This is a genomic window from Microcystis sp. BLCC-F210 (assembly GCF_042134685.1).
Classification (GTDB): Bacteria; Cyanobacteriota; Cyanobacteriia; order Cyanobacteriales; family Microcystaceae; genus Microcystis; species Microcystis aeruginosa_D.
This window is the reverse complement of sequence record NZ_CP169647.1, coordinates 1155277-1176298: the sequence shown is the minus strand read 5'-3', so window position 1 is coordinate 1176298 and position 21022 is coordinate 1155277. Positions and strand designations below refer to the sequence as shown.

General features: G+C 41.7%; 13 protein-coding genes and 1 pseudogene. 6 read left to right on the top strand and 8 right to left on the bottom strand.

Features of this window, described 5'->3' with window-relative positions; translation table 11 throughout:
* Window positions 1–378: 378 nt before the first annotated feature.
* Window positions 379–1627 (bottom strand): annotated as a pseudogene (locus tag ACE3JL_RS05640) (ISNCY family transposase).
* A 1289-nt stretch (window positions 1628–2916) separates the two neighbouring features.
* Between ACE3JL_RS05640 and ACE3JL_RS05635 the strand changes: the two are divergent.
* Both ACE3JL_RS05635 and ACE3JL_RS05630 read left to right on the top strand, forming a co-directional pair.
* Window positions 2917–7608: an ExeM/NucH family extracellular endonuclease gene (locus ACE3JL_RS05635; protein WP_375329027.1), complete on the top strand. Its 4692-nt coding sequence runs from the start codon at window positions 2917–2919 to the stop codon at window positions 7606–7608.
* A gap of 52 nt (window positions 7609–7660) precedes the next feature.
* Window positions 7661–8173 (top strand): PEP-CTERM sorting domain-containing protein, encoded by a 513-nt coding sequence (locus tag ACE3JL_RS05630; protein WP_375329026.1) that lies wholly within the window; start codon window positions 7661–7663, stop codon window positions 8171–8173.
* A 74-nt stretch (window positions 8174–8247) separates the two neighbouring features.
* Here ACE3JL_RS05630 and ACE3JL_RS05625 read toward each other — a convergent pair whose 3' ends face one another.
* Window positions 8248–9495 carry a phosphatase PAP2 family protein gene (locus ACE3JL_RS05625; RefSeq protein WP_375329025.1) on the bottom strand — a complete coding sequence of 416 codons (1248 nt, stop codon included), beginning with the start codon at window positions 9493–9495 and terminating at the stop codon, window positions 8248–8250.
* Between the two features lie 306 nt (window positions 9496–9801).
* Here ACE3JL_RS05625 and ACE3JL_RS05620 point away from each other — a divergent pair, with 306 nt between their 5' ends.
* The 4 genes from ACE3JL_RS05620 to smc all read left to right on the top strand — a co-directional run bounded on the left by ACE3JL_RS05620 (window position 9802) and on the right by smc (window position 16041).
* Window positions 9802–10053, top strand: a complete 252-nt coding sequence (locus ACE3JL_RS05620; protein WP_375329024.1) for a YciI family protein — start codon at window positions 9802–9804, stop codon at window positions 10051–10053.
* 262 nt (window positions 10054–10315) lie between these two features.
* Window positions 10316–11884 carry a hypothetical protein gene (locus tag ACE3JL_RS05615; RefSeq protein WP_375329023.1) on the top strand — a complete coding sequence of 523 codons (1569 nt, stop codon included), beginning with the start codon at window positions 10316–10318 and terminating at the stop codon, window positions 11882–11884.
* A 183-nt stretch (window positions 11885–12067) separates the two neighbouring features.
* Window positions 12068–12337 carry a YciI family protein gene (locus ACE3JL_RS05610; protein ID WP_002771659.1) on the top strand — a complete coding sequence of 90 codons (270 nt, stop codon included), beginning with the start codon at window positions 12068–12070 and terminating at the stop codon, window positions 12335–12337.
* 173 nt (window positions 12338–12510) lie between these two features.
* Window positions 12511–16041, top strand: coding sequence for a chromosome segregation protein SMC (smc, locus tag ACE3JL_RS05605; protein ID WP_375329022.1), 3531 nt, complete (start codon window positions 12511–12513; stop codon window positions 16039–16041).
* A 267-nt stretch (window positions 16042–16308) separates the two neighbouring features.
* Here smc and ACE3JL_RS05600 read toward each other — a convergent pair whose 3' ends face one another.
* The 6 genes from ACE3JL_RS05600 to phaA form a co-directional block, all read right to left on the bottom strand.
* Window positions 16309–17403 carry a class III poly(R)-hydroxyalkanoic acid synthase subunit PhaC gene (locus tag ACE3JL_RS05600; RefSeq protein ID WP_271991751.1) on the bottom strand — a complete coding sequence of 365 codons (1095 nt, stop codon included), beginning with the start codon at window positions 17401–17403 and terminating at the stop codon, window positions 16309–16311.
* Window positions 17404–17529: 126 nt separating this feature from the next.
* The gene (gene phaE / locus ACE3JL_RS05595) at window positions 17530–18525 is read right to left on the bottom strand and encodes a class III poly(R)-hydroxyalkanoic acid synthase subunit PhaE (RefSeq protein ID WP_375329021.1); all 996 of its coding nucleotides are present in this window, start codon (window positions 18523–18525) and stop codon (window positions 17530–17532) included.
* 79 nt (window positions 18526–18604) lie between these two features.
* Window positions 18605–18817 carry a hypothetical protein gene (locus tag ACE3JL_RS05590; RefSeq protein ID WP_271991756.1) on the bottom strand — a complete coding sequence of 71 codons (213 nt, stop codon included), beginning with the start codon at window positions 18815–18817 and terminating at the stop codon, window positions 18605–18607.
* Complete coding sequence (locus ACE3JL_RS05585; protein WP_002769587.1) at window positions 18801–18995, bottom strand: BrnT family toxin; 195 nt, start codon at window positions 18993–18995, stop codon at window positions 18801–18803. Before ACE3JL_RS05585 ends, ACE3JL_RS05590 begins: the two co-directional genes overlap by 17 nt.
* A gap of 40 nt (window positions 18996–19035) precedes the next feature.
* Entirely contained in the window at window positions 19036–19752 is a 717-nt protein-coding gene (gene phaB / locus ACE3JL_RS05580; protein ID WP_271991761.1) for an acetoacetyl-CoA reductase PhaB, read from the bottom strand.
* 12 nt (window positions 19753–19764) lie between these two features.
* Window positions 19765–20955, bottom strand: coding sequence for an acetyl-CoA acetyltransferase PhaA (gene phaA / locus ACE3JL_RS05575; RefSeq protein WP_375329020.1), 1191 nt, complete (start codon window positions 20953–20955; stop codon window positions 19765–19767).
* Window positions 20956–21022: the final 67 nt, after the last annotated feature.

Genomic DNA, 21022 nt, shown 5'->3' with positions numbered 1-21022 from the left:
GGCGGATCAAAGAAAAGGCGAGTTCCGAGTACGCGTCCATCGACTCGATCCAGAAGCAGCAATTCTCATTTTGAAAAAAATCAGATAAAATTCTCTTATTTAAATAGAGAACTTGTGTAGAAGCATGATTTTTTGACAGATAATTATCATCCAAAGCTGGAGATAGACAGGTTTTAAGAACTTTGTCCACAAAAAATCGATTTCAACTCATAAATCTGGATGAAATTCTAACAAAATTTTTAGTTTTTTTTATGAACAACTTTCTTTTTTTTCTTCAAGAGTTCTGACATTTTTAACTAGAATTTACTTTTTTAAATGGGACATATTCGGTTAGAATAAATGAGAAAAATTCCGACCAATTCTTAAACCAAATAAATTTTAATAGGGTACGAATATCATTAAAGAAAGAAGTCCTAGTTACTAATAGCTCACGAATCTTTTGATAGGTGTAATTAACTAAATCCAACACGGTATGAAATAAAAAAGCTAGTAAATTCAAAGACAATAAGAACTCGCACAAATGATTCTGACCATGACCAAAGTTATGCTCTAAATTATAACCGTGATTTTTAAGAACGTTATTGCCTTCATTTTCAACTTTCCATCTGCTACGTCCAGCTTTGACAATTTCTTCGACATTATTTTCCGTGATTTTATGATTAGTTATCCAATTATTTTGGTAGATAGTTTTCTGGGTTTTTTCATTAATAACAGTCACTTCACACCAATTAACTTCGAGACTTGAGTCCCCCTCTCTTAAGGGAACTCTAGAAGCATAACGATAACGATAAATTAGATTTTTTCGTCCATCCCATTGTTTCTTTTCAACGGTCCTAACTTCGCCACTTTTTTCTAAAAATTCTAGCCATTCATATAAAGTTTTATGCGACGTTTCCAAACAAACAAAAATAAAATTATAACCTTGTTTTATCGCTAATTCACAAACAGGTTCGTGAGAATATAAGTCGTCTCCTAAAAGAGTTACAGGATAACCATACTTATTTTTATGATTCCTATTTAACCATCTTTTAACGGCCGCATTTTCACAGTCTTGTTTTTGATGTCCATCTTGTTTTTTAATGAATTCTGGCTCTAAATTAATTACTTGTTTTTGCTTAGGAGAAACTACTATCGGTGTGACACAGCCATGAAAATAAGTTGTAGTTCCATTTCGATGATTACGACAGTTACAATGAGGGCAATTAATTTTCTTTGATGAGAAATATTCTGTGCCATCTAACGCCACTAATATTTCTCCATCTAAGTAGAGAAACTTTTTCAAAACTCCCTTTTCTTTTAACCATTCATAGACTTTTTGAAAAGTCCTAGAGATATTAGATGCTGGCACTGGATCTAACAAATTTCTTATTTGATTATCCCCAGGAATTTTTTTAATTGAAAATAAACTTTCAGCATTATCTTTTCCCTTATTGCTTTTCATTAAACGTTGATGGTCTAAAAAAGACGGCGACTGAGTAAAAAAGACTGAAAATGCAGCCATCACGGCATCTTTTATCTCATATTTTCTATTATTTCCAGGTTTCCTCTCATCGGGTAAATCATCTAATTCTTGATGTAAAAATTGCATTAATTCCGAAATTTCTAGGGTTGCCGCTTTTTGAGCCATCTTGGAATAATTTGACGTGCTGGTGGATTTCTATCTCACCCATTTTACCTTAGCTGACAATAATTATAAATTTTTATTTCCCTTGAATTCTCTATTCTAAAAACAGAACTATCTTCCTGATTTAACCCTGTTCGTTCTCAGCCAACCTCTTTGATTGCTTGGGTATTTATACTTAATTTGTCTAGCCAATTGTTTTTTTTATTGTTCGCCTCTTCTAGAAAATAGTTGCTTCGTACTATATTTTCCTTGCCAAAATCGGGGTTAATGCTCTATTTATTTCAAAATGAGAATTGCTGCTTGTACAGAAACGGCAAGAAGGTTATATTTCTTTCAGTTATGTTCCCTCTAAATCTAAAACACCATCACAGTATCGATGTCAACCCGATTATTCAGATTCACGATCAGAATTATTACAACCCTTTTTTGTTTCACGGATTTATGGTAATCCAGGGTATGCACAACTTAGTTATATGACACCTAGTGAAATCTTCAGAGGGGCTGAAAATGGCTCACAAATGGGGATTTTAGGCACTCTCTCCCTTTCTGAAAAGTTAACTAATCTACAGGCTGTCTTTCAGGATAATTTTCCAGCAATAAATACCTGACGGAGTGACGATGTGGCTAAACAGCTTGCTGTATAATGACCCAGCAATTATCATTTTGAAAAAAATCAGGCTCTTCTGGTTTCTGTGTGGAAACGGGGTCTATACTGATAGTTTCTTCAGCAAAATAGTCCTAAAAGTCTTTCTAGGTAAATATTTCACGATTCTATAAGCAAAAATTATCACACAAAGTCGAGAAGAGCCAAAATCAGATAAAATTCTCTTATTTAAATAGAGAACTTGTGTAGAAGCATTATTTTTTGACAGATAATTATCATCCAACGCTGGAGATAGACAGGTTTTAAGAACTTTGTCCACGAAAAATCGATTTCAACTCATAAATCTGGATGAAATTCTAACAAAATTTTTAGTTTTTTTGGCTCTTCGGTTTGTGTTATGCCATGGACGGGGTTTATAAGGGATGCAACCCTTATATAGAAAGGCATTTAGCGATTTTTGTCAATTATTTTTGATCTAGAGCGAACTAATCAATTAAATCTCTTGCCAGATAAGTATTTAGTCGATTTATGCCCCCATATCGAACCATACCAAGTAACGAAGAACCAAAAAAGCTAGAATTTAACGAATAATCTCTTTTAACCAAAGGTTTACAGGTCATTAAAGAAGAGTTTACCAGTCATTAATCCTTGAACTCTAGGGTAGTAAAGGCATCTTCATCACTACAGTATGAGTAACGCTACCTTTACAGAAAATTTTAATACTTTTACTGGTTCAGGATTCGCCCCGATTCCGAGTCTGGGTCAGCTAGATTCCGACCTTTGGATTATTTCCGGTCTTTCCGATGGCAGCATGACCTATGGGGACACCCGTACTTCTTTAGGAGATTTTGCCAGAGGACAGACATCTAACCCTGTCACCACTGGGGGAGTTTATGCTTTCAGCGTCGCTTCGGGAAATAATGCTTTTGGGGTACAACCCACAGGAGATGATTTTACCCCCGGCGCTATCACCCTACGCTTACAGAATGTCACTAATAGCTTAGTGGATTCGATTACTCTTTCCTATATCATCCGCTTTCGCAACGACCAACCTAGGGCTAATTCTTTCAATTTTTCCTATTCTGGGGACGGAAATATTTTTACTGCTGTTAGCAGTTTGAATTTTATCACCCCGGAGGCTTCCGATACCTCTGGTTGGCAGTCGGTAACTCGTTCTATCACTCTTTCTGGATTAAGTATCGCCGCTAATAGTAATTTTTTCCTGCGTTGGACAGGAGATGATGTTAGTGGTAGCGGTAGTCGCGATGAATACGCAATTGATGATATTGCCGTGACTGGTTTAGCCGCTTCCGGTACAATTGTTCCGCCCACTCCTACCCTCGTAAAAATCCATGAAATTCAAGGCACGAGTTTAGTCAGTCCAATTTTAAATCAATTGGTGACTGTAGAAGCGATCGTGGTGGGAGATTTCCAGGGTAATACGGGATTAAGTGGTTTTTATCTCCAGGAGGAAGATAGCGACAGCGATAGTAATCCTCTGACTTCCGAAGGTTTATTTATTTTTGAAGGCAATATCCCGATTATTAACGTTACTATCGGCGATAAAGTTAGAATTACAGGAACAGTTAGTGAATTCGGTAACGCGGGGGTATCCTTAACCCAACTGAGCAGCATCACAGAAGCGTTAATTATTTCTAATAATAATCCCTTACCCACGGCCGCCACTATTAGCAATCTCTCGAACGCGAATGCTCAACCGCAAGTTTTAGAAGCTTTTGAGGGAATGCGGACAACTTTCGCCGAAACTCTCTCTTTAACCGAATATTTCCAACTTGGTCGTTTTGGTAGTGTGGTTTTATCCTCCGGGGGACGTTTACAACAACCCACTAACGTTACCAATCCGGGGACAGATGCCAATACTTTACAAGCGAGTAATAATCTGCGACGAATTACCCTAGATGATGGTAGTAATCTCACTTTTCCGACGACTTTATTCGGACGTGGTGGCAATCCCCTCAGTACCAGTAATATTTTACGAGCAGGGGACACAGTAACGGGATTAACCGGAGTTTTAGACCAACGTTTCGGAGTCTATCGCGTCCAGAATAACCAAGGTGTGGACTTCCAAGCGGTCAATAATCGCTCAGAAACGCCCACTAATGTGGGTGGTCGCCTAAAAATTGCCAGTTATAACGTCCTTAATTACTTTACCACCATCGCCAATGGCACTAATAATGCCAGGGGTGCCAATAGTGTCAACGAATTCCAGCGTCAAGAGGAGAAATTAGTCACGGCGCTTATCGGTCTTGATGCCGATGTTTTCGGGTTGATAGAATTGGAAAATAACGGCGATGGGGCGATATCTGCCCTTGTTAACGCTTTAAATGCCGTTGCGGGTGCAGGAACCTACGCTTTCATCCCCACAGGTACAATTGGCACTGATGCGATTAAGGTGGGATTGATTTATCGACCCGCTAAAGTGACCCCTGTAGGTGATTTTAAGGTCTTAGACAGTAGCGTTGATCCTCGTTTCGATGATACTCGCAATCGTCCCGCCCTAGCACAAGCCTTCCAAGAGGTCAATACCGGTGCCAAATTTAATTTAGTCGTCAATCACCTAAAATCAAAAGGTCAATCGGGTTTAACTAATACAAGTGATCCTAACTTCGATCGAGGGGATGGTCAAGGTTTCTGGAATGCCAGTCGTACCAATGCGGCCTTAGCCTTAAGGGATTGGATAGCCACGGATCCCACTAATAGCGGTGATAGGGATTATTTAATTATCGGAGATCTCAATGCCTACGCCCAAGAAGACCCAATTCGAGCGCTCGAATCCGCCGGATATACAAACTTAGTCAATCAATTTGGGGGTATTAACGCTTATTCTTACGTTTTCGATGGACAAGCTGGTTATCTCGACCATGCTCTCGCTAATGCTAGTTTAGCCTCCCAGGTAACGGGAGTGACGGAATGGCACATTAACGCTGATGAACCTAGTGTTTTTGACTACGATGACAATATCGTTGACCCCGGAGAAAATCCCTCCAATCCTCCCTTAAACCCCTCTGCACTCTACCAAGTTAACCCCTATCGTACCAGTGATCACGATCCCGTTTTAATTGGTTTAAATTTAAGCACACCTCAACCCTTTAAACTGCAATTATTCCATTTTTCCGACAACGAAGGCGGAATTTCAGCCCTTGATGATGCCCCGCGCATGAGTGCGGTGTTAAATGCCCTCAAACAGCAGGACATCGATAACGATGGTGTAGCAGGTTTTGCCAATACCCTCACCCTTGCGTCTGGAGATGCCTACATTCCGGGGCTATTTTTCGGGGCCAGCGAACAGGTATTCGGGGCAGTTGGCCGCGGCGATATCCAGATTCTCAACAATTTGGGCGTACAAGCGAACGCTTTTGGTAATCATGAATTTGACCAAGGTACAGCAGTTGTCCGTAATCTAATTCTTGCCAGTGGCAACTATCCTGGTACAAATTTCCCCTATCTCAGTTCTAATCTTAATTTTGCCCCCGATACCAACTTAGCCAGTTTAGTGACTGCCGATGGTCAGGAAGCGAGTACCATTGCTAATAAAATCGCTAAGAGTACGGTGATTACTCTGCCCGATGGTGAGAAAATTGGCATTGTTGGGGCAACTACCCCAATTTTACGCTCAATTTCCAGTCCGGGTAACGTGGGAGTTTCTCCTGCTAATCCAGATGACCTTGATGCTTTAGCGGCCATTATTCAAGCTTCCGTCGATGCACTTGTGGCCGCTAATCCGGGGATGAATAAGGTCGTTTTGTTAGCCCATATGCAACAATTATCGATCGAACAGTCCCTAGCAGAACGTTTACGCAATGTCGATATTATCGTCGCTGGTGGTTCCCATACTCGTTTAACCGACGAAAATGACCGTTTACGCGCCGGAGACACCTTCCAGGGCGTTTACCCCATTATCAAAACTAACCCAGAGGGAAAACCGGTAGCGGTAGTTAATACCGATGCCAATTATAAGTACGTCGGACGCTTAGTTCTCGATTTTGATAGCAGTGGTCATATCATTCCCGAAAGCTACAATCCCAATATTAGCGGCGCTTACGCCACCGATGCCCAAGGGGTGACGGAAGTGGGGGGAACAGGATTAGAAGACCCCGAAATTCGGGGGATTACCAATGCCCTCAGAGAGGTTATTAACGCTCAAGAGGGCAATTTCTTCGGTTTTACCAGGGTTTTCCTCAATGGTCAACGGTCGGGGACAGGATTAGATGGAGTTCGCCAACAGGAAACCAACCTCGGCAATATTACCGCCGATGCTAACCTAGCTGAGGCCAAAAAAACCGATGCTAACGTGGTTATTTCCCTGAAAAATGGCGGTGGTATTCGCAATAGCATTGGCAGTATCATCGTTCCCACTGGTGCGGAAGCAGTACGGGTAGCACCGGAAGAAGTACCGGGGGTGAAACCGGCCGGGGGAATTTCGGAAGTAGCGATTAAAAATGCCCTCAGTTTTAATAATTCCCTCAGTCTCACCACTGTCACCGCTACTGAATTAAAGGGGATTTTGGAATACGGACTGGCGGCTAGTACAAACGACCCTGCTAATTCCCAAGGACGTTTCCCGCAAGTGGGAGGAATAGCCTTCAGTTTCGACCTCGATGATCCTACGGGTAGTCGGATAAAATCTTTGGTAATCAAGGATGAAAACGGCACAGTTATCGATGTGGTGGTGCAAAATGGCGCAATTGTCGGTGATGCTAATCGTAGCTTCCGCATGGTAACGCTTTCTTTTCTTCTTGATGGCGGGGATGGTTATACCATTCCCCAGCGCAATCGCGTCAATTTGCTAGGCAGTACACCCAACTTCACTGGAAATGCAACTTTTGCCCCCGATGGTACGGAACAGGACGCTTTTGCAGAGTATTTACGGGCGAATTTCTTCAATCAACCCTTTTTAGGGGAAGATGCGAGCAGAGAATTTGATACCCGTCTGCAAAACCTCAATTTCCGCAGCGATGAGGTTCTTCGTTCCACTCGTTCGGGTACGGCCGGCATTGATAATCTAATAGGTACTACCGGTGATGATGTCTTAGTCGGGTTCCAAGGTCGCGACACCCTAACTGGTTTAGGTGGTAATGATTTCTTTGTTTATGTCAGTTTGAGCGATCGCAGTGATACTATCACTGATTTTACCGTCGGCAGCGACAAAATTGTTCTCACGCAACTGCTTAATAGTTTGAATTACACCGGCAGTAATCCCATTGCTGATGGTTATATCACTTTTACTGCTCGTGGTAGTAGTACGGTTCTCAATATCGATGCTGATGGTTTTGGAACTGCCGCAAGTCCTTTATCCCTAGCGTTAATTAATAACGTTGCGGTGGCGGCCTTGAATAACCTTGCCAATTTCCTGTTCTAGTTTTTTTGGGTGGGCTATCAATGCCCACCGTTTTTTTTAAGGAGTAATTTCCATGAATAAAGTTGCTGTAATCACAGGTTTAGCCCTAGCATATTTTGGTTCCAATGTCAATAGTTTACAAGCGGCAAATATCACCTACAATTTTCAAGGTGTTATAACTTCTGGAAGTCTGAATGGGACTTATTCCGGTTCGGCCAGTTTTGATGATGCGGGGATTACAGGCATAGATTTTGAATCTACCCCCTTGACCAATATTAGTTTTAATCTCCTCGACCATAGCTTTAATCTCGCTTCGGCCGATGCCCCTCCTGTGGCTAATTATTTCGATGGGACTTTTCTCGGCATCGATTATAGTGTCACCTCTACTAATGCTTTCTTTCCCATCGCTAATTTTGCCCTGACTAGCGGATTGTTTAACCTCAGTGAAGCGGCTTTTACCTATACTCCTCGCTTGGGTATTGCAGGACAAGGTAGCCTAACTTTTAGCAAAGTTCCTGAACCTTCTATCGTTATCGGTTTAATTACTTTGGGAGGAATAGGTCTTGTCCTCCGCAAAAGTCCCTAACTAATTTGAGACTTCCTTAGCTAAAAACGCCTACCTCAAACTAATGGGTAGGCGTAGTTTATCGGTTACTCTACCTAAACTTTCTGTAAAACTCTGGCATAGACAAAATCAGCCAACTGTGTACCCGACCAGAAACCGTGGTCACCGTCCCATTGGAAGTGAACCCCCAGATAAACACGGCTGCGACCATTTTCCAAAGCTGCCGAACTAAAACTATTATAGGTGCGTTTAATCCCCTCGGCGTTAGGATCGTCCGTGTCGGCGGTAAAAGTGACGTTATCAGTGCCAAAGAAATTACGCATAATCCCGGCGTGGGCCGCCCCAAAAGTGGCATGACCCGAAGTATAGGCAGGGAAAGCGGGACTAAAACGCTGACCAGCGGTATTAATTGATAGGGGTTGCCAATTGGGATCAGCTTCGGTTAAAAGATTACCATCTTGATCGGCCAGACGGATCGCTGTTTCCGGTCGCCAGAGATTAATCGGTAGCCGGTACTTAGCATCCCAAGCGACAATAGCGGCATCACCCATGACTAAACCCACTAGGGCAAATAAACGCGCTGTTTCCAGTAGAGATAAATTTCTTTGTTGGGCGACAATTTGGGTAATGCGGAACAGATGGCCGGGGGGTTTATAGGTTCCGTCCACATCATTGGCCCAGAAAAAGGCAATTCTAGTCTGTGCAGCAGTACGCGCAGAGGAATTGGCCGCCCCTAACAGTTTGACTTCGTTAAACTGGGCCGCATATTCAGGACTACGAAGAAGGTCGATTGTATTAGCATAGTTACCCGGAAAGGGTGGCCGAAATTGACTACCAGAAGTCATGACAAAGGGAGTCACGTCTGGCCATTGGGGGGCAACTGCATCCCCAGATCCTGTCGGTCGCCAATCCCCCGGCTGATTACCCGGTTTATACAGGGGAGGTTGGCCAGAACCGTCATTCTGACGCAGGGTGAGAATCGAATCGGCCACGGCCTGCCCAAACGTTTTACCTTTGGTATCGGCATCGGACATCTTAACCACGTTTAATCTTTGCAGGGATGTATCCAAAGCAGTATTAAAAGTCATGGTCAGATTGACATAAATCCGGCTAAGAATACGATGGGCCGCATAAACCGCCGCTATTTCAGGAGAAGTACCGGGATGGGGCGTTAACTTTAAATTGCTGGGATAGGGACTGTATAAATTCCCCGAAAGGGCATTAATGGCGTTAAACATCGCCACCTGTAACATCGCCCCCGCCCGGGCAATCGGTGTCGGACCGCCACCAATTTTCCGAATGGTTTCTAAAAAAACGTCATTCCACTCGATAATTACGTTCATCTCCTTACCTCCTTTAATTAATAGCCCCAGTCTATTGAATAAGTTCAATAGTAACCATAGAAGTTTAGGCTATTAACAAGAAGTTAAGTGACGTAAATCCCACTTGAAAGCACTGGCAATTTGTCAACTACTTTTTACAAAAATTAACTATTGCAGTTATTACTTATCAGATTTGACTGTTCAGTTCACTGATGACTGTTTACTGATAACCGAAAAACCTGCTACTTGCCACTTTTCTATAGCGATTTAGTCTGATTGACGATTCGATCGTAAAATAGCAACAGATCAAGAGAGTACAGGTCAAATATGCCGAAATTTGTTGTCTGGGGTAGTTATTGTGAAAATGTGCTGGAAAAACGCGCTCCCTATCGTCAAGCGCATCTAGAGGGATTAAATCAACAGAAAGAACGGGGAATTCTCGTTACTATCGGACCAACGGCAGATTTAAGCCAAGTTTTCGCAATTTATCAGGCAGCCAGCGAGTCAGAAGTGCGAGAATTAGACGATGAGGGTTCAGTTGTCATTATTCTCAGTTGTAAACATCGAAAAAATGCTTAAGACAGACTATAATATAAGCCACTCTCCTTTAGATTGATCCCCAAAGAGTGAAAAAATGGTAAATAACCAAATTGATTTACGGTGGTGGCTACTTAGTAACTTGGCAAATGTTCAATCTTTGTCAATTATTTACAGAATATCGGTAATAGTCACTTTTATTATCTTCATTTTTTTAGCTTTTTCTCCTCTCATATTCCTGAGAACTCCCACGAGTAAGCTCCAGAAATTTTTATTGTCAAATCTAATATTTATTACGTCTTTAGTGACTTTTATTTTAGCAGCACGCTGGCCAGGTTTCTTGCCACCAATGCTAAACCCAGATGAGGCACTATTTACCGCAGGTGCAATAAAACTGTTGAAAGATCCAGTTTTCTGGCGTGCGGTAGATACAGGTTCATCTGGACCGCTCAATGTCTATCCTCTGACTCTACCAGCTTTTTTCGGGTTCAGAATTGAATATGCTAGTAGTCGAGTGATCGGCTTAATCATGATCATTGCTGCTATTGTTTGTCTTTATTATACTTTATCCACTCTCTACGATAAGAGCCTTTCTCGCCTAGCAATAGTTCCTGTGGTTACCACTGTCGCCTTCATGACATTTTTCGACTATGTGCATTATACAAGTGAACATTTTTCGGTGGCAATATTAAGTGTGGCTTTGTTAATCGTTTGTAAATATTATGCTGGTAATTCATCTAATCCTAATCGCCTGATATTTGCCTTGGGTTTTATCCTGGGAACTACTCCTTTTGCCAAAATTCAGTCAGTTCCTATAGCTTTCTCAATTGCTTGTATATTTTTGCACATACTCTGGCTAAAAAGCAGCGCAAGCGGTCAATTTATCAGGAGTTTTGCTGCTTTCTTTCTTGGGGGAATGTTGTTCTCGGCTCTGGTCATACTATATCTAACAATTTTCTCAATCTATGATGCTTTCTGGAAATCTTATATACAACAAAATTTATTGATTTATTCTACCCATGGTTTGATGGGAAACGTAAATCAACTAAGCTTTTTCAGAAAAATCAACATATTTATTCGGATGTTAATAAGAGTGCCAGATACAAGGATATTATTTTTACTAACAGCAATTGTCTTGATATTAGGAGTACCATTTCTAATATTAAAGCGTGTTTCCTTAAGCCAAAATCAAGAAAAGTCCCAGACATTTTGCTTTGTCTATTACAGTTTATTTATTTGGGCAGCATCGAGTTATTCAATTATTAGACCGGGGAACGGGTTTACTCATTATTTACTGTTTCTAATCATACCTATTGGATTTCTCATCGGTGTTTTTATAGGTGAACTGGCACAAGTCTTACAAGTGTCAAAATTAACCCGTTCAAACTTAAATTTCTCTCTTTTAAAAGGTGTCATTTTTATTACAGTTGCTAGTAGTTTTTTAGAATTTGCCACAACGATAACATCAGATAATGTTTACCTCGATAATCGCAGAGTATTTGCTAAAAATTATCTTAGTCCGATTGCTAAAACTATTCTAAAGTATGCTTCTCCTGGTGAATCTATGGCTGTCTGGGGATGGGCATCAGAGTTATATGTTGACACGGGACTGGTAACAGCGACAATAGATAGTGTTTCCCTTTGGCAAATCCTACCAGGTTCACTGCAGGAATATTTTCTGAAAAGATACGCAGACGATCTTATTAATTCTAATGCTAAGTTATTTGTTGATGCTGTAGCTCCAAGAATGTTTTTCTTTACCGATAGAGAAACTCAGGGACACGAAGTTTTTCCTGAAATTGCTAGGTTTATCAAGAAAAATTATCGGCTAGTTGATGAAGTTCAAGGAGTTCGTATTTATCTTAAAAAATAATTATAGGCTGCCTTTTTCCTGATTTGAGAACCCCGTAAACGATCCGAATAAGTTTGTAAATCATCACCCCAACCATCTCCATTCTACAGTATCTGTGTACTTCACCCACTTTTCCATAGCAATTTAGCCTGATTGACGATTCGATCGTAAAATAGCAACAGAGCAAGAGAGTACAGGTCAAATATGCCGAAATTTGTTGTCTGGGGTAGTTATTGTGAAAATGTGCTGGAAAAACGCGCACCCTATCGTCAAGCGCATCTAGAGGGATTAAATCAACAGAAAGAACGGGGAATTCTCATTACTATCGGACCAACGGCAGATTTAAGCCAAGTTTTCGCAATTTATCAGGCAGCCAGCGAGTCAGAAGTGCGAGAATTAATCGAAGCGGATCCCTACTGGCAAAATGGCATCTGGACAGAGTACCAAGTCAAGGAATGGATTCAAGCCATCTAAGGGGGCTATCAGCTATATTTTTCTATAAGGGTATCTTGATAAAATTTTCCAACTACGCAACTAATCAAACTCATCTCCGGTCAAGTCTGAGGATATTGTCAAGGATAAACCGGATTTATCCCTTATCGATTCAAGCTGACAGCTGATAGCTTGCCTACTTTTTGCTTATTGCCATGGTTTACATCAAAAAGGTCGAACTCTCACACTTCAAATCCTTCGGGGGAACAACTCCCATACCCTTTTTACCGGGGTTTACGGTGGTTTCCGGTCCAAATGGTTCAGGAAAGTCGAATATTCTCGACGCATTGTTATTTTGCTTGGGATTAGCTACTTCCAAGGGAATGCGGGCCGAAAGATTACCGGATTTAGTCAATCATAGCTATAACAGTCAACGTCATAGCTCAGAAGCGAGTGTTTCGGTGACTTTTGATATTGCCGATATTCCTGACGCAACCGATAGGGATTGGACGGTTTCCCGACGCTTAAAAGTGGCTAAGGGTGGCAGCTATACTTCTACCTACTATATCAATGGGGAAACCTGTACGGTTAGCGAACTTCACGACCAATTAAACCGTTTACGCATCTATCCCGAAGGGTACAACGTGGTGTTACAGGGGGACGTAACCCGAATTATCAGCATGAATGCTAAGGAAAGACGGGAAATTATCGACGAATTGGCAGGAGTAGCTGAATTTGACCGCAAAATTGAGAAAACTAAGGAGAATATCGATTCGGTTAAAGAAAGGGAAGAACGCTGCCAAATTATTGCCACAGAATTGCAAAAATCTCTGGAGAAATTAGCACTCGATCGTATTAAAGCCGAAAAATACCAAAAACTCAAGGCCCAAGTCCAAGAAAAACAACAATGGGAAATTGTCCTCCATTGGCAAAATCTCCAGCAGCGCTGCCAGCAAGTACAAGGACAAATTCAAGCTGGAGAAAGGGAAAAACAGGTTTTAACGGAGGCTATCGCCAATTTATCCGAACAAATCGCCCAAAATAGTCAAGAATTAGAGAAACTCAATCAACAGGTCAAAGCTTTCGGGGAAGATGAACACCTGTCCCTGACTTCCCGATTAGCGAGTCAACAGGCCAAACGACAACAACAGCAACAACGACAAAAAGAGCTAGAAAACCTCGAAAAAGAATCTCAGGCACAGAAAACCAGACTTTTAGAGGAAATTAATCGCTACAATCTCGAATTAAACCAGATTACTGCTGAAAAAAGCCGTTTAGAAACTGAAATTTTACCCAGTCTCCTACGGACAACCCAAACCGCAAGGGAAACCCTAGAAACCCATCGTCTGCAAGCAAGTAGTCTCGCGGAAGCGTCAGAAGCTTGGGTAAAAGAACAAAGCGACCTTTCCCGCAATATTACCCGTCTTCAGGAACAATTAAACCCCTACCGTAGCCAACGGGCCCAATTGACCGAAAGATGTGATCGATTGCAAACTAATATAGTAGAAGCTGGTCAACGTCTGCAAGAATTAGAGCAAGTCACTAGCACAAAAACCGAAGAAAGTCAAGAAATATTACAAAAAATTAATCAAGCAGCCCCCGATATCCAAAATTTAGCCCAAAAACTCACCCTTGCTGAACAAAATCACGTTATCAGTCAGGACACCCAAAAACGTCTGCTCAAGGAACAACGGGACAAACAGAGGGAATTAGATAAACTGGAAGCGACCAAGCAAGCGCAACAGGAGGCCCAGGGAACCTATGCCACTCAAATATTATTACAGTCAGATTTGCCCGGAATCTGCGGATTAGTGGCACAATTGGGCGAAGTAGAGGAACGTTATCAAATTGCTCTTGAAATCGCCGCAGGAGGTCGTTTAGGTCATGTAGTCGTTCAAGATGATAGCGTTGCGGCCGCTGGAATTGCCTTACTAAAACAGCGTCGCATCGGTCGGGCCACTTTTTTACCCCTGAATAAAATTCGTCCCCCCCGTCCCCAAGATATTTCCTCTGTGCGTCATGCGCGGGGTTATCTGGATTTAGCGGTGAATTTGGTTAAGTTTCAACCCCAGTATCGGGAGGTTTTTAACTATATTTTTGGCAGTACGGTGGTTTTTGAGGATATAGACTCTGCCCGTTATTATATCAATCAATATCGCATCGTTACTTTGGATGGCGAGTTATTAGAGATGACTGGCGCTATGACCGGAGGCAGCCAACCGACGCGATCGGGGCTGCGTTTTGGTAAAATTTCTGCCAAGGAGTCTAGTGAAGCGGAATCTCTACGGGAAAGATTAGCAGAAATCGATCGCATTCTGACCCGCAACGAAGAAAAAATCACCCAAGTTAATCATCTTATCAGTCAGTTAACCCAACAGTTAACCGAAAGCCGTCAAAGTCATCGGGAAAATCAATTATCTCTACAACAATTAAGCAAAGATTTACAACGTTTAACCACAGAAAAAGAGGATTTAACCCGTCAATTATCGGGACAGCAAGAGGAAATTACTATTTCTCGTCAACGGTTAGAGGTATTAACCAGAGAAATTCCTGAGTTAGAGTTATTTTTACAGCAAGAACAGGAGAAATTAACTGCTTTAGAGGCCAATCATACCCATAGTGAATGGCAACAGGTACAGGGAATAATTCGCGCTCAAGAATTGCAGTTACAAACCCAAGAAAATCACCTCGCGACAGTCCGCGAACAGTTAAAAGATCTACAAAATCAACAGATCAGACTAGAGGAAAAAAGTCAAGAGTCTGCGGATAGAATTACCGAGATTGAGAAAATAATCACCGATGCAGTTAATCAGAGAAATATCGGTAATCTGGAGATAGAAAAACTTGATCGCCATATTTTAGAAATCAATCAAGCTTTACAGCAATTATCGCAACAACTGGGGGAAACCAAGCAAAAAAGAGACCAATTAGAGACAGTTTTACGACAACAACAAAACCAACAACAACAGGCCATCTGGCAATTGGAAAAGTTAGTCAACAATCAAGAGGAAAGACAAGCATTACTAACCACTTTACAGACAGAAATTAGTCAACTAGAAAGCGACTTACCCAATCCCTTGCCCGAAATTCCTGAAAGCGATCGAGATTTCGAGAAAATCCAAAGCGATATTCGGCAGTTACAAAAGAAATTAGAAGCTTTAGAACCTGTGAATATGTTAGCTTTAGAAGAACACCAAAAAACTAAAGAGAGATTAGATGAACTATCAGAAAAACTGCAAACTCTAGAAGGAGAAAGAACCGAACTACTTTTACGCATAGAAAACTTTACTACCCTCAGATTTAATGCTTTTCAGGAAGCATTTACTGCCGTTAACGAAAACTTTAAGAATATATTTGCCACCCTGTCCGACGGTGATGGTTACTTACAATTAGAAGACGAAAATGACCCCTTTAATGGTGGCTTAAATCTGGTAGCCCATCCGAAAGGAAAACCCGTACAGCGATTAAGTTCTATGTCTGGAGGTGAGAAATCTTTAACCGCTTTAAGCTTTATTTTTTCCCTACAAAGATATCGTCCTTCTCCCTTTTATGCCTTTGATGAAGTGGATATGTTTTTAGATGGGGCTAATGTAGAAAAATTGGCTAAAATGATCCAAAAACAAGCACAACAAGCGCAGTTTATTGTCGTTAGTTTGCGTCGGCCGATGATTGAAGCATCGGAAAGAACCATCGGTGTCACCCAAGCGCGGGGAACCCATACACAAGTATTAGGAATTAAAGTTTAACCTAATACCAAATCCGGTTATTAAAAACTGATTATTTATTTCCCCTTTTGCCTCTTGCCTATCCTGATATGTTACCTATACTCAACGGATTTAGTATAAGATACATTCCTCCTAGCGAGGGGATGGAACGAACCACAAAGACACAAAGGACACAAAGATTGATCGATCATATAGTAAGTTAAACTTATCACACAGAACCTAGAACAGCCACAGATTTAGTATAAACCCCTCTCCCAAAACAGGAAAAGGGGATAAATGCAAGGATTGTTAAGCTCTTGCTTTTAACCAATCGCTAATAGCGGGGGGTAAATCCCGTTGCACTTTGCCACTGACATACATTCCGATATGTCCGACGGGGAAAGCACAAGCGGTATAGTCAGAAGTACCGATATAATTCCCTAAAGCGAGGGAAGAAGCGGGAGGGACAAGGTGATCTTTATCCGCATAAAGATTGAGAATTGGCATAGTCAGATTGTGTAAATCTACCCGTTTATCTCCTAACATCACTTCCCCTTTAATCAGTTTATTTTGCTGATAGAAATCCTTGAGAAACTGTCGATAGGATTCTCCTGCTTGGTCGGGACTATCAAAAATCCATTTTTCCATACGCAGAAAATTAACTAATTTCGATTCGTCTTCCATGATGTCAGGAAAATCGAGGTATTTCTGATAACCTAACTGTAAAGGTTTCAATTCCAGAAACTCTAAGTTGAGAAAATCTCCCGGAATATTACCCATGGTATCTACCATTAAATCGATGTCTAATGCTTCGGAACCCAAGGAACATCCCCCGCGCATATTTAAGAGGGTTTCGGTTTGATAAAAGTCCACCGGTGTCACCATTGTCACCAGATTTTTTACCTTATCGGGATAGAGGGAACTGTAGCATAAACTAAAGGTTCCTCCCTGACAGATTCCTAAGAGATTAATCTTGTCGAGATGGTGACTTTGACGAATAAAATCGACGCAATTATCCACATAACCATTGATATAGTCATCAAGGGTTAACCAGCGATCGCTTCTGGTTGGATATCCCCAATCAATTAAGTAGATATCTAAGCCTAATTTTAGCAGATTTGCCACTAAAGAACGCCCTTCCTGTAAATCTACCATATAGGGACGATTAACCAAAGCATAAACCATCAGCAAGGGAATCTCGAAGGGTTTTTCAACCACAGGTTTAAAGTGGTAGAGAATGATTTTATCTTCCCGATAAACTGCTTCTTTTTCTGAGATTCCACACTGAATATCTTCTTCTTTAACTCGTTTGAGATTGTCTAAACCTTTGAGATTTTTCTGAGTTAATTCTAGATAATCTTGGGTAAAGTCTTCCAGTTTAACTTGCGTCAAAAATGGCCACATAATTTAATTCTCCTAGGGAAGTAGGGTGATAGGGAAGTGGGGAGTGGGAATTATGAATTATGAATTATGAATTATAACTGATAACTGATAACTGGTCACTGATAACTGATTATCAAGCACAATTAACTAATTGTTACTTTCTACTGCTGGTTTTTCTCCTAAAGCTTTTTTGAGACTTTTTACCTCTTTGCGTAATTCATAGATAGTCCGATGAATTTCATCGACTTCGCTGCGGGTAGGCAGATTCATTGAGCGCAGGTAAATTTCCATTAAATCCTGCTGTTTGAGGCGATAATCATTGAGGGAATTAATAAATTTTCCCCTTACTTTTAGGTTTTCTGGTTGACAAAAAGCCTTTTCAAAAATATCATCAGCGACGACACTCCACACATCTTGAAATTCTCGCCAATCCTTGACAGGTTGACCTTTTTCTGCTAAGAAAACTAATTTTTTAGTTAAAGCTTCAAAGGATTTAACTTGAATATCAGCCAGCACAATTTGATAGTTAATACTAGCTTGATAAAGAACGCGCCAAGTTTCAAAACTATCGAGTAATTTGCGGTTAAATTCTCGTGGCAATCCCAATAAAGGCATCTGTAACCATTGGCCAAAAGTCTCATCATAAAACTTCTGCCAATAGATATTATTGAGTTCGATCAAGGAAGAAGTGTTACCTAACCAAGCTTTGGTTATTGTGTCATTTGACAGGACGAAAGGATCGAACCATAAATGATTGAGACTTTGTAATTGTTGCAGGTAAATTGTCCATAGTTGACTGACATCTTGACTACTTTGGGAAGTGGTGGTAGTAAAACTATTCAGTTGGCCGCGCATCTGTTGGGTATAATTATCTAAAATTGTTTGCCAGTCTTCTCCTGTTTGCATTTTCGGAAAGATACTTTCCCAAGCTTCCATCGATAATTTTAGGAATTTGATCAATAAATCCCGATTATCAAAATAGCGCTGGGTTGCCTCTTGCAATTCTGGTTTAATATTGCCCATAGGAGTCGGTATCGCTCCCATCATATCAAACCAACTTGACCACATTTTTGCTCCGGTTTCCGTCCAAAGATTGACGTAATCGGCGGCCATTTCACTCCAAGCTTGTGTCGGTTTATCCATTATTTTTGCCCTTTTCCTTTAACTCTAATTTCTCTAGTTTACTAACCCACCCTACACCTGATAACTGATAACTGATAAGTCATATTTTTCCAGACTTGACAATTTTTGCTAGTAATCTTAACGCTTCATTGACTGAGGCTGAATCTTGAAAAATTTCCGCCACATCGGGATCGAGAATTATCACATTACTAGCCTGTCGATAAGCTTGATAATATTTGCCACGAATACCACCGGAAAAGTCATATTCAGTTTGCATCTCGTCATTAATCGTTTCTTCAGACTCCTGATTCATAATTTTTTCTCTCCTGTTTACTAGCTAAACGGGCGCTAATTAAGCGAATCTCATTTTCTCTTTCTGTATGGGATATGACTAACAGCTTTTGTGATTTTGACTGTCCTATTGTCAGAAAACGAAACTCACCCACTGAATCAAGCAACTTAGCAGGGACAATAACAAACACATTTTCCATCTTTGAATTAGATAACTGATAACTGATAACTGATAACTGATCAGGTGTGATGGGCCCCATTAACTCTGAGGACTTCTCCAGAGACATAACTGCTGGCAACAGGAGAGAGTAAATAAGCAGTTGCCCAGGCGATATCTGCGGGTTCACCGAAGCGACGACAGGGAATTTCGGCGGTGATTTTATCGCGAACTTTATCGGGAATCGCTAAAGTCATTTCCGTGTTAATAAACCCCGGTGCGATCGCATTGGCGCGAATATTATAACGGGCAGCTTCTCGCGCCAAGGATTTGACTAAACCGATAACTGCCGCTTTTGTGGCCGCGTAATTAGTTTGGCCGGCATTACCGCGATCACCAGAAATAGAACTAATACAAACGATCGATCCCGCTTGTCGTTCGTACATTCCCTCAATAAACGGTTTAATCGTGTGATTAACCCCTTTTAAGTTGACATTAATCACCAAATCCCAATCTAGCGGCGTTAATTTAGGGAAAAAGTTATCTCTGGTAATCCCCGCGTTAGCGACGATACCGTAAACCGGTCCCAATTCCGCTTCAATTTGTTGAGCTGCCGCCTCCATGGATTCCAACTTAGTCACGTCGGCGACAATGCCTAAACCCTGGGGATTATCGGCGACTAAATCCGTGTAGGCCACCTTGGCCCCCAAATCTATCAAAAGAGAGACAATAGCCGCCCCAAGGCCTCGATTTCCGCCCGTAACGACGATAACTTTTTCCTCTAGTCCCAGAGATACCATAGCTTTTTCCTCCTAAACTCTTTCAATTGCGATCGCTGTTCCGCCACCGGTCCCATGACAGATGGCCCCCATACCGAGGGTTTTATCCTGTACTTTCAACGCGTTAATTAACGTCACCAGAATCCGCGCTCCGGAAGCACCGATGGGATGACCTAATGCGATCGCACCACCGTGAACGTTTTGTTTTTCCCTTGCTAACCCCAGATCCATCTCAAACAGGAGATTATTTAAAGCAAAAGCTTCGTTATTTTCCACTAAATCGAAATCTTCGATCGTTTTATCTAGGGATGCCAGTAATTTTTTCACCGCGAGGACGGGAAATTCTGGAAAGCGATCGGTTTTTCCAGCACCCACAGCACCGCCAAGGATTTTGGCAATTGGTTTTAAACCGTACTGATCCACAGCTTTTTGACTGGCTAAAAGGATAGCGGCGGCCCCATCGGAAATCTGACTACTATTCCCCGCGGTTAAAACTCCCGACGGATTAAAAGCCGGCCGCAGTTTTCCTAAACCTTCCGGGGTACTATCGGAACGAATACCCTCATCTTGAGCGATAATTGTGGAACCTTTCTTAGATTTAAGCTCAATTGGCACGATTTCACCGTTAAACCAGCCTTTTTCTGTGGCTGTGGCCGCTCTTTGGTGGGATAAAGCGGCAATTTCATCTAATGCTTGCCGAGAGACACCGCGATCGAGACAGAGGCGATCGACTTGGGAACCCATGCCCTCAGTCGTGGTAGCATCGGTTAAGCCATCGTGGAGTAATAGGTCGGTTAATTGTTCCGGCGCCCCCATAAGGAATTTATAACCCCACCGGGCCCGATGGGAGAGAAAAAAGCCAGTTTGGGACATGGATTCAATACCACCAGCGAGGACGAGATCCGCTTCTCCGGCGCGAATTGAGGTGGCAGCGTTACTAACGGCAATCATTCCCGAAGAACAAACCATATCCACCCGATATCCGTCCACGCTTACGGGAATTCCCGCTTTAATCGCCGCTTGTCGGGGGATTAACTGACCATGACCCGATCCCAAAACATTGCCGAAAATGTACAAATCGAGGGCTTCTGGGGGCAAATTAGCGATTTCTAGGGCGGATTTCATCACTGTTGCCCCTAAATCGGCCGGGGATAATCCGATTAATCCCCCACCAAAACGACCAATTGGAGTCCGGACAGCGGCCACGATATAAACTTCTTGCATAGACTTCTCTCTATTGGGAAGCGAAGATAATAGATAGAATTTACTTAAGAATATCGAGTCCGAAAAG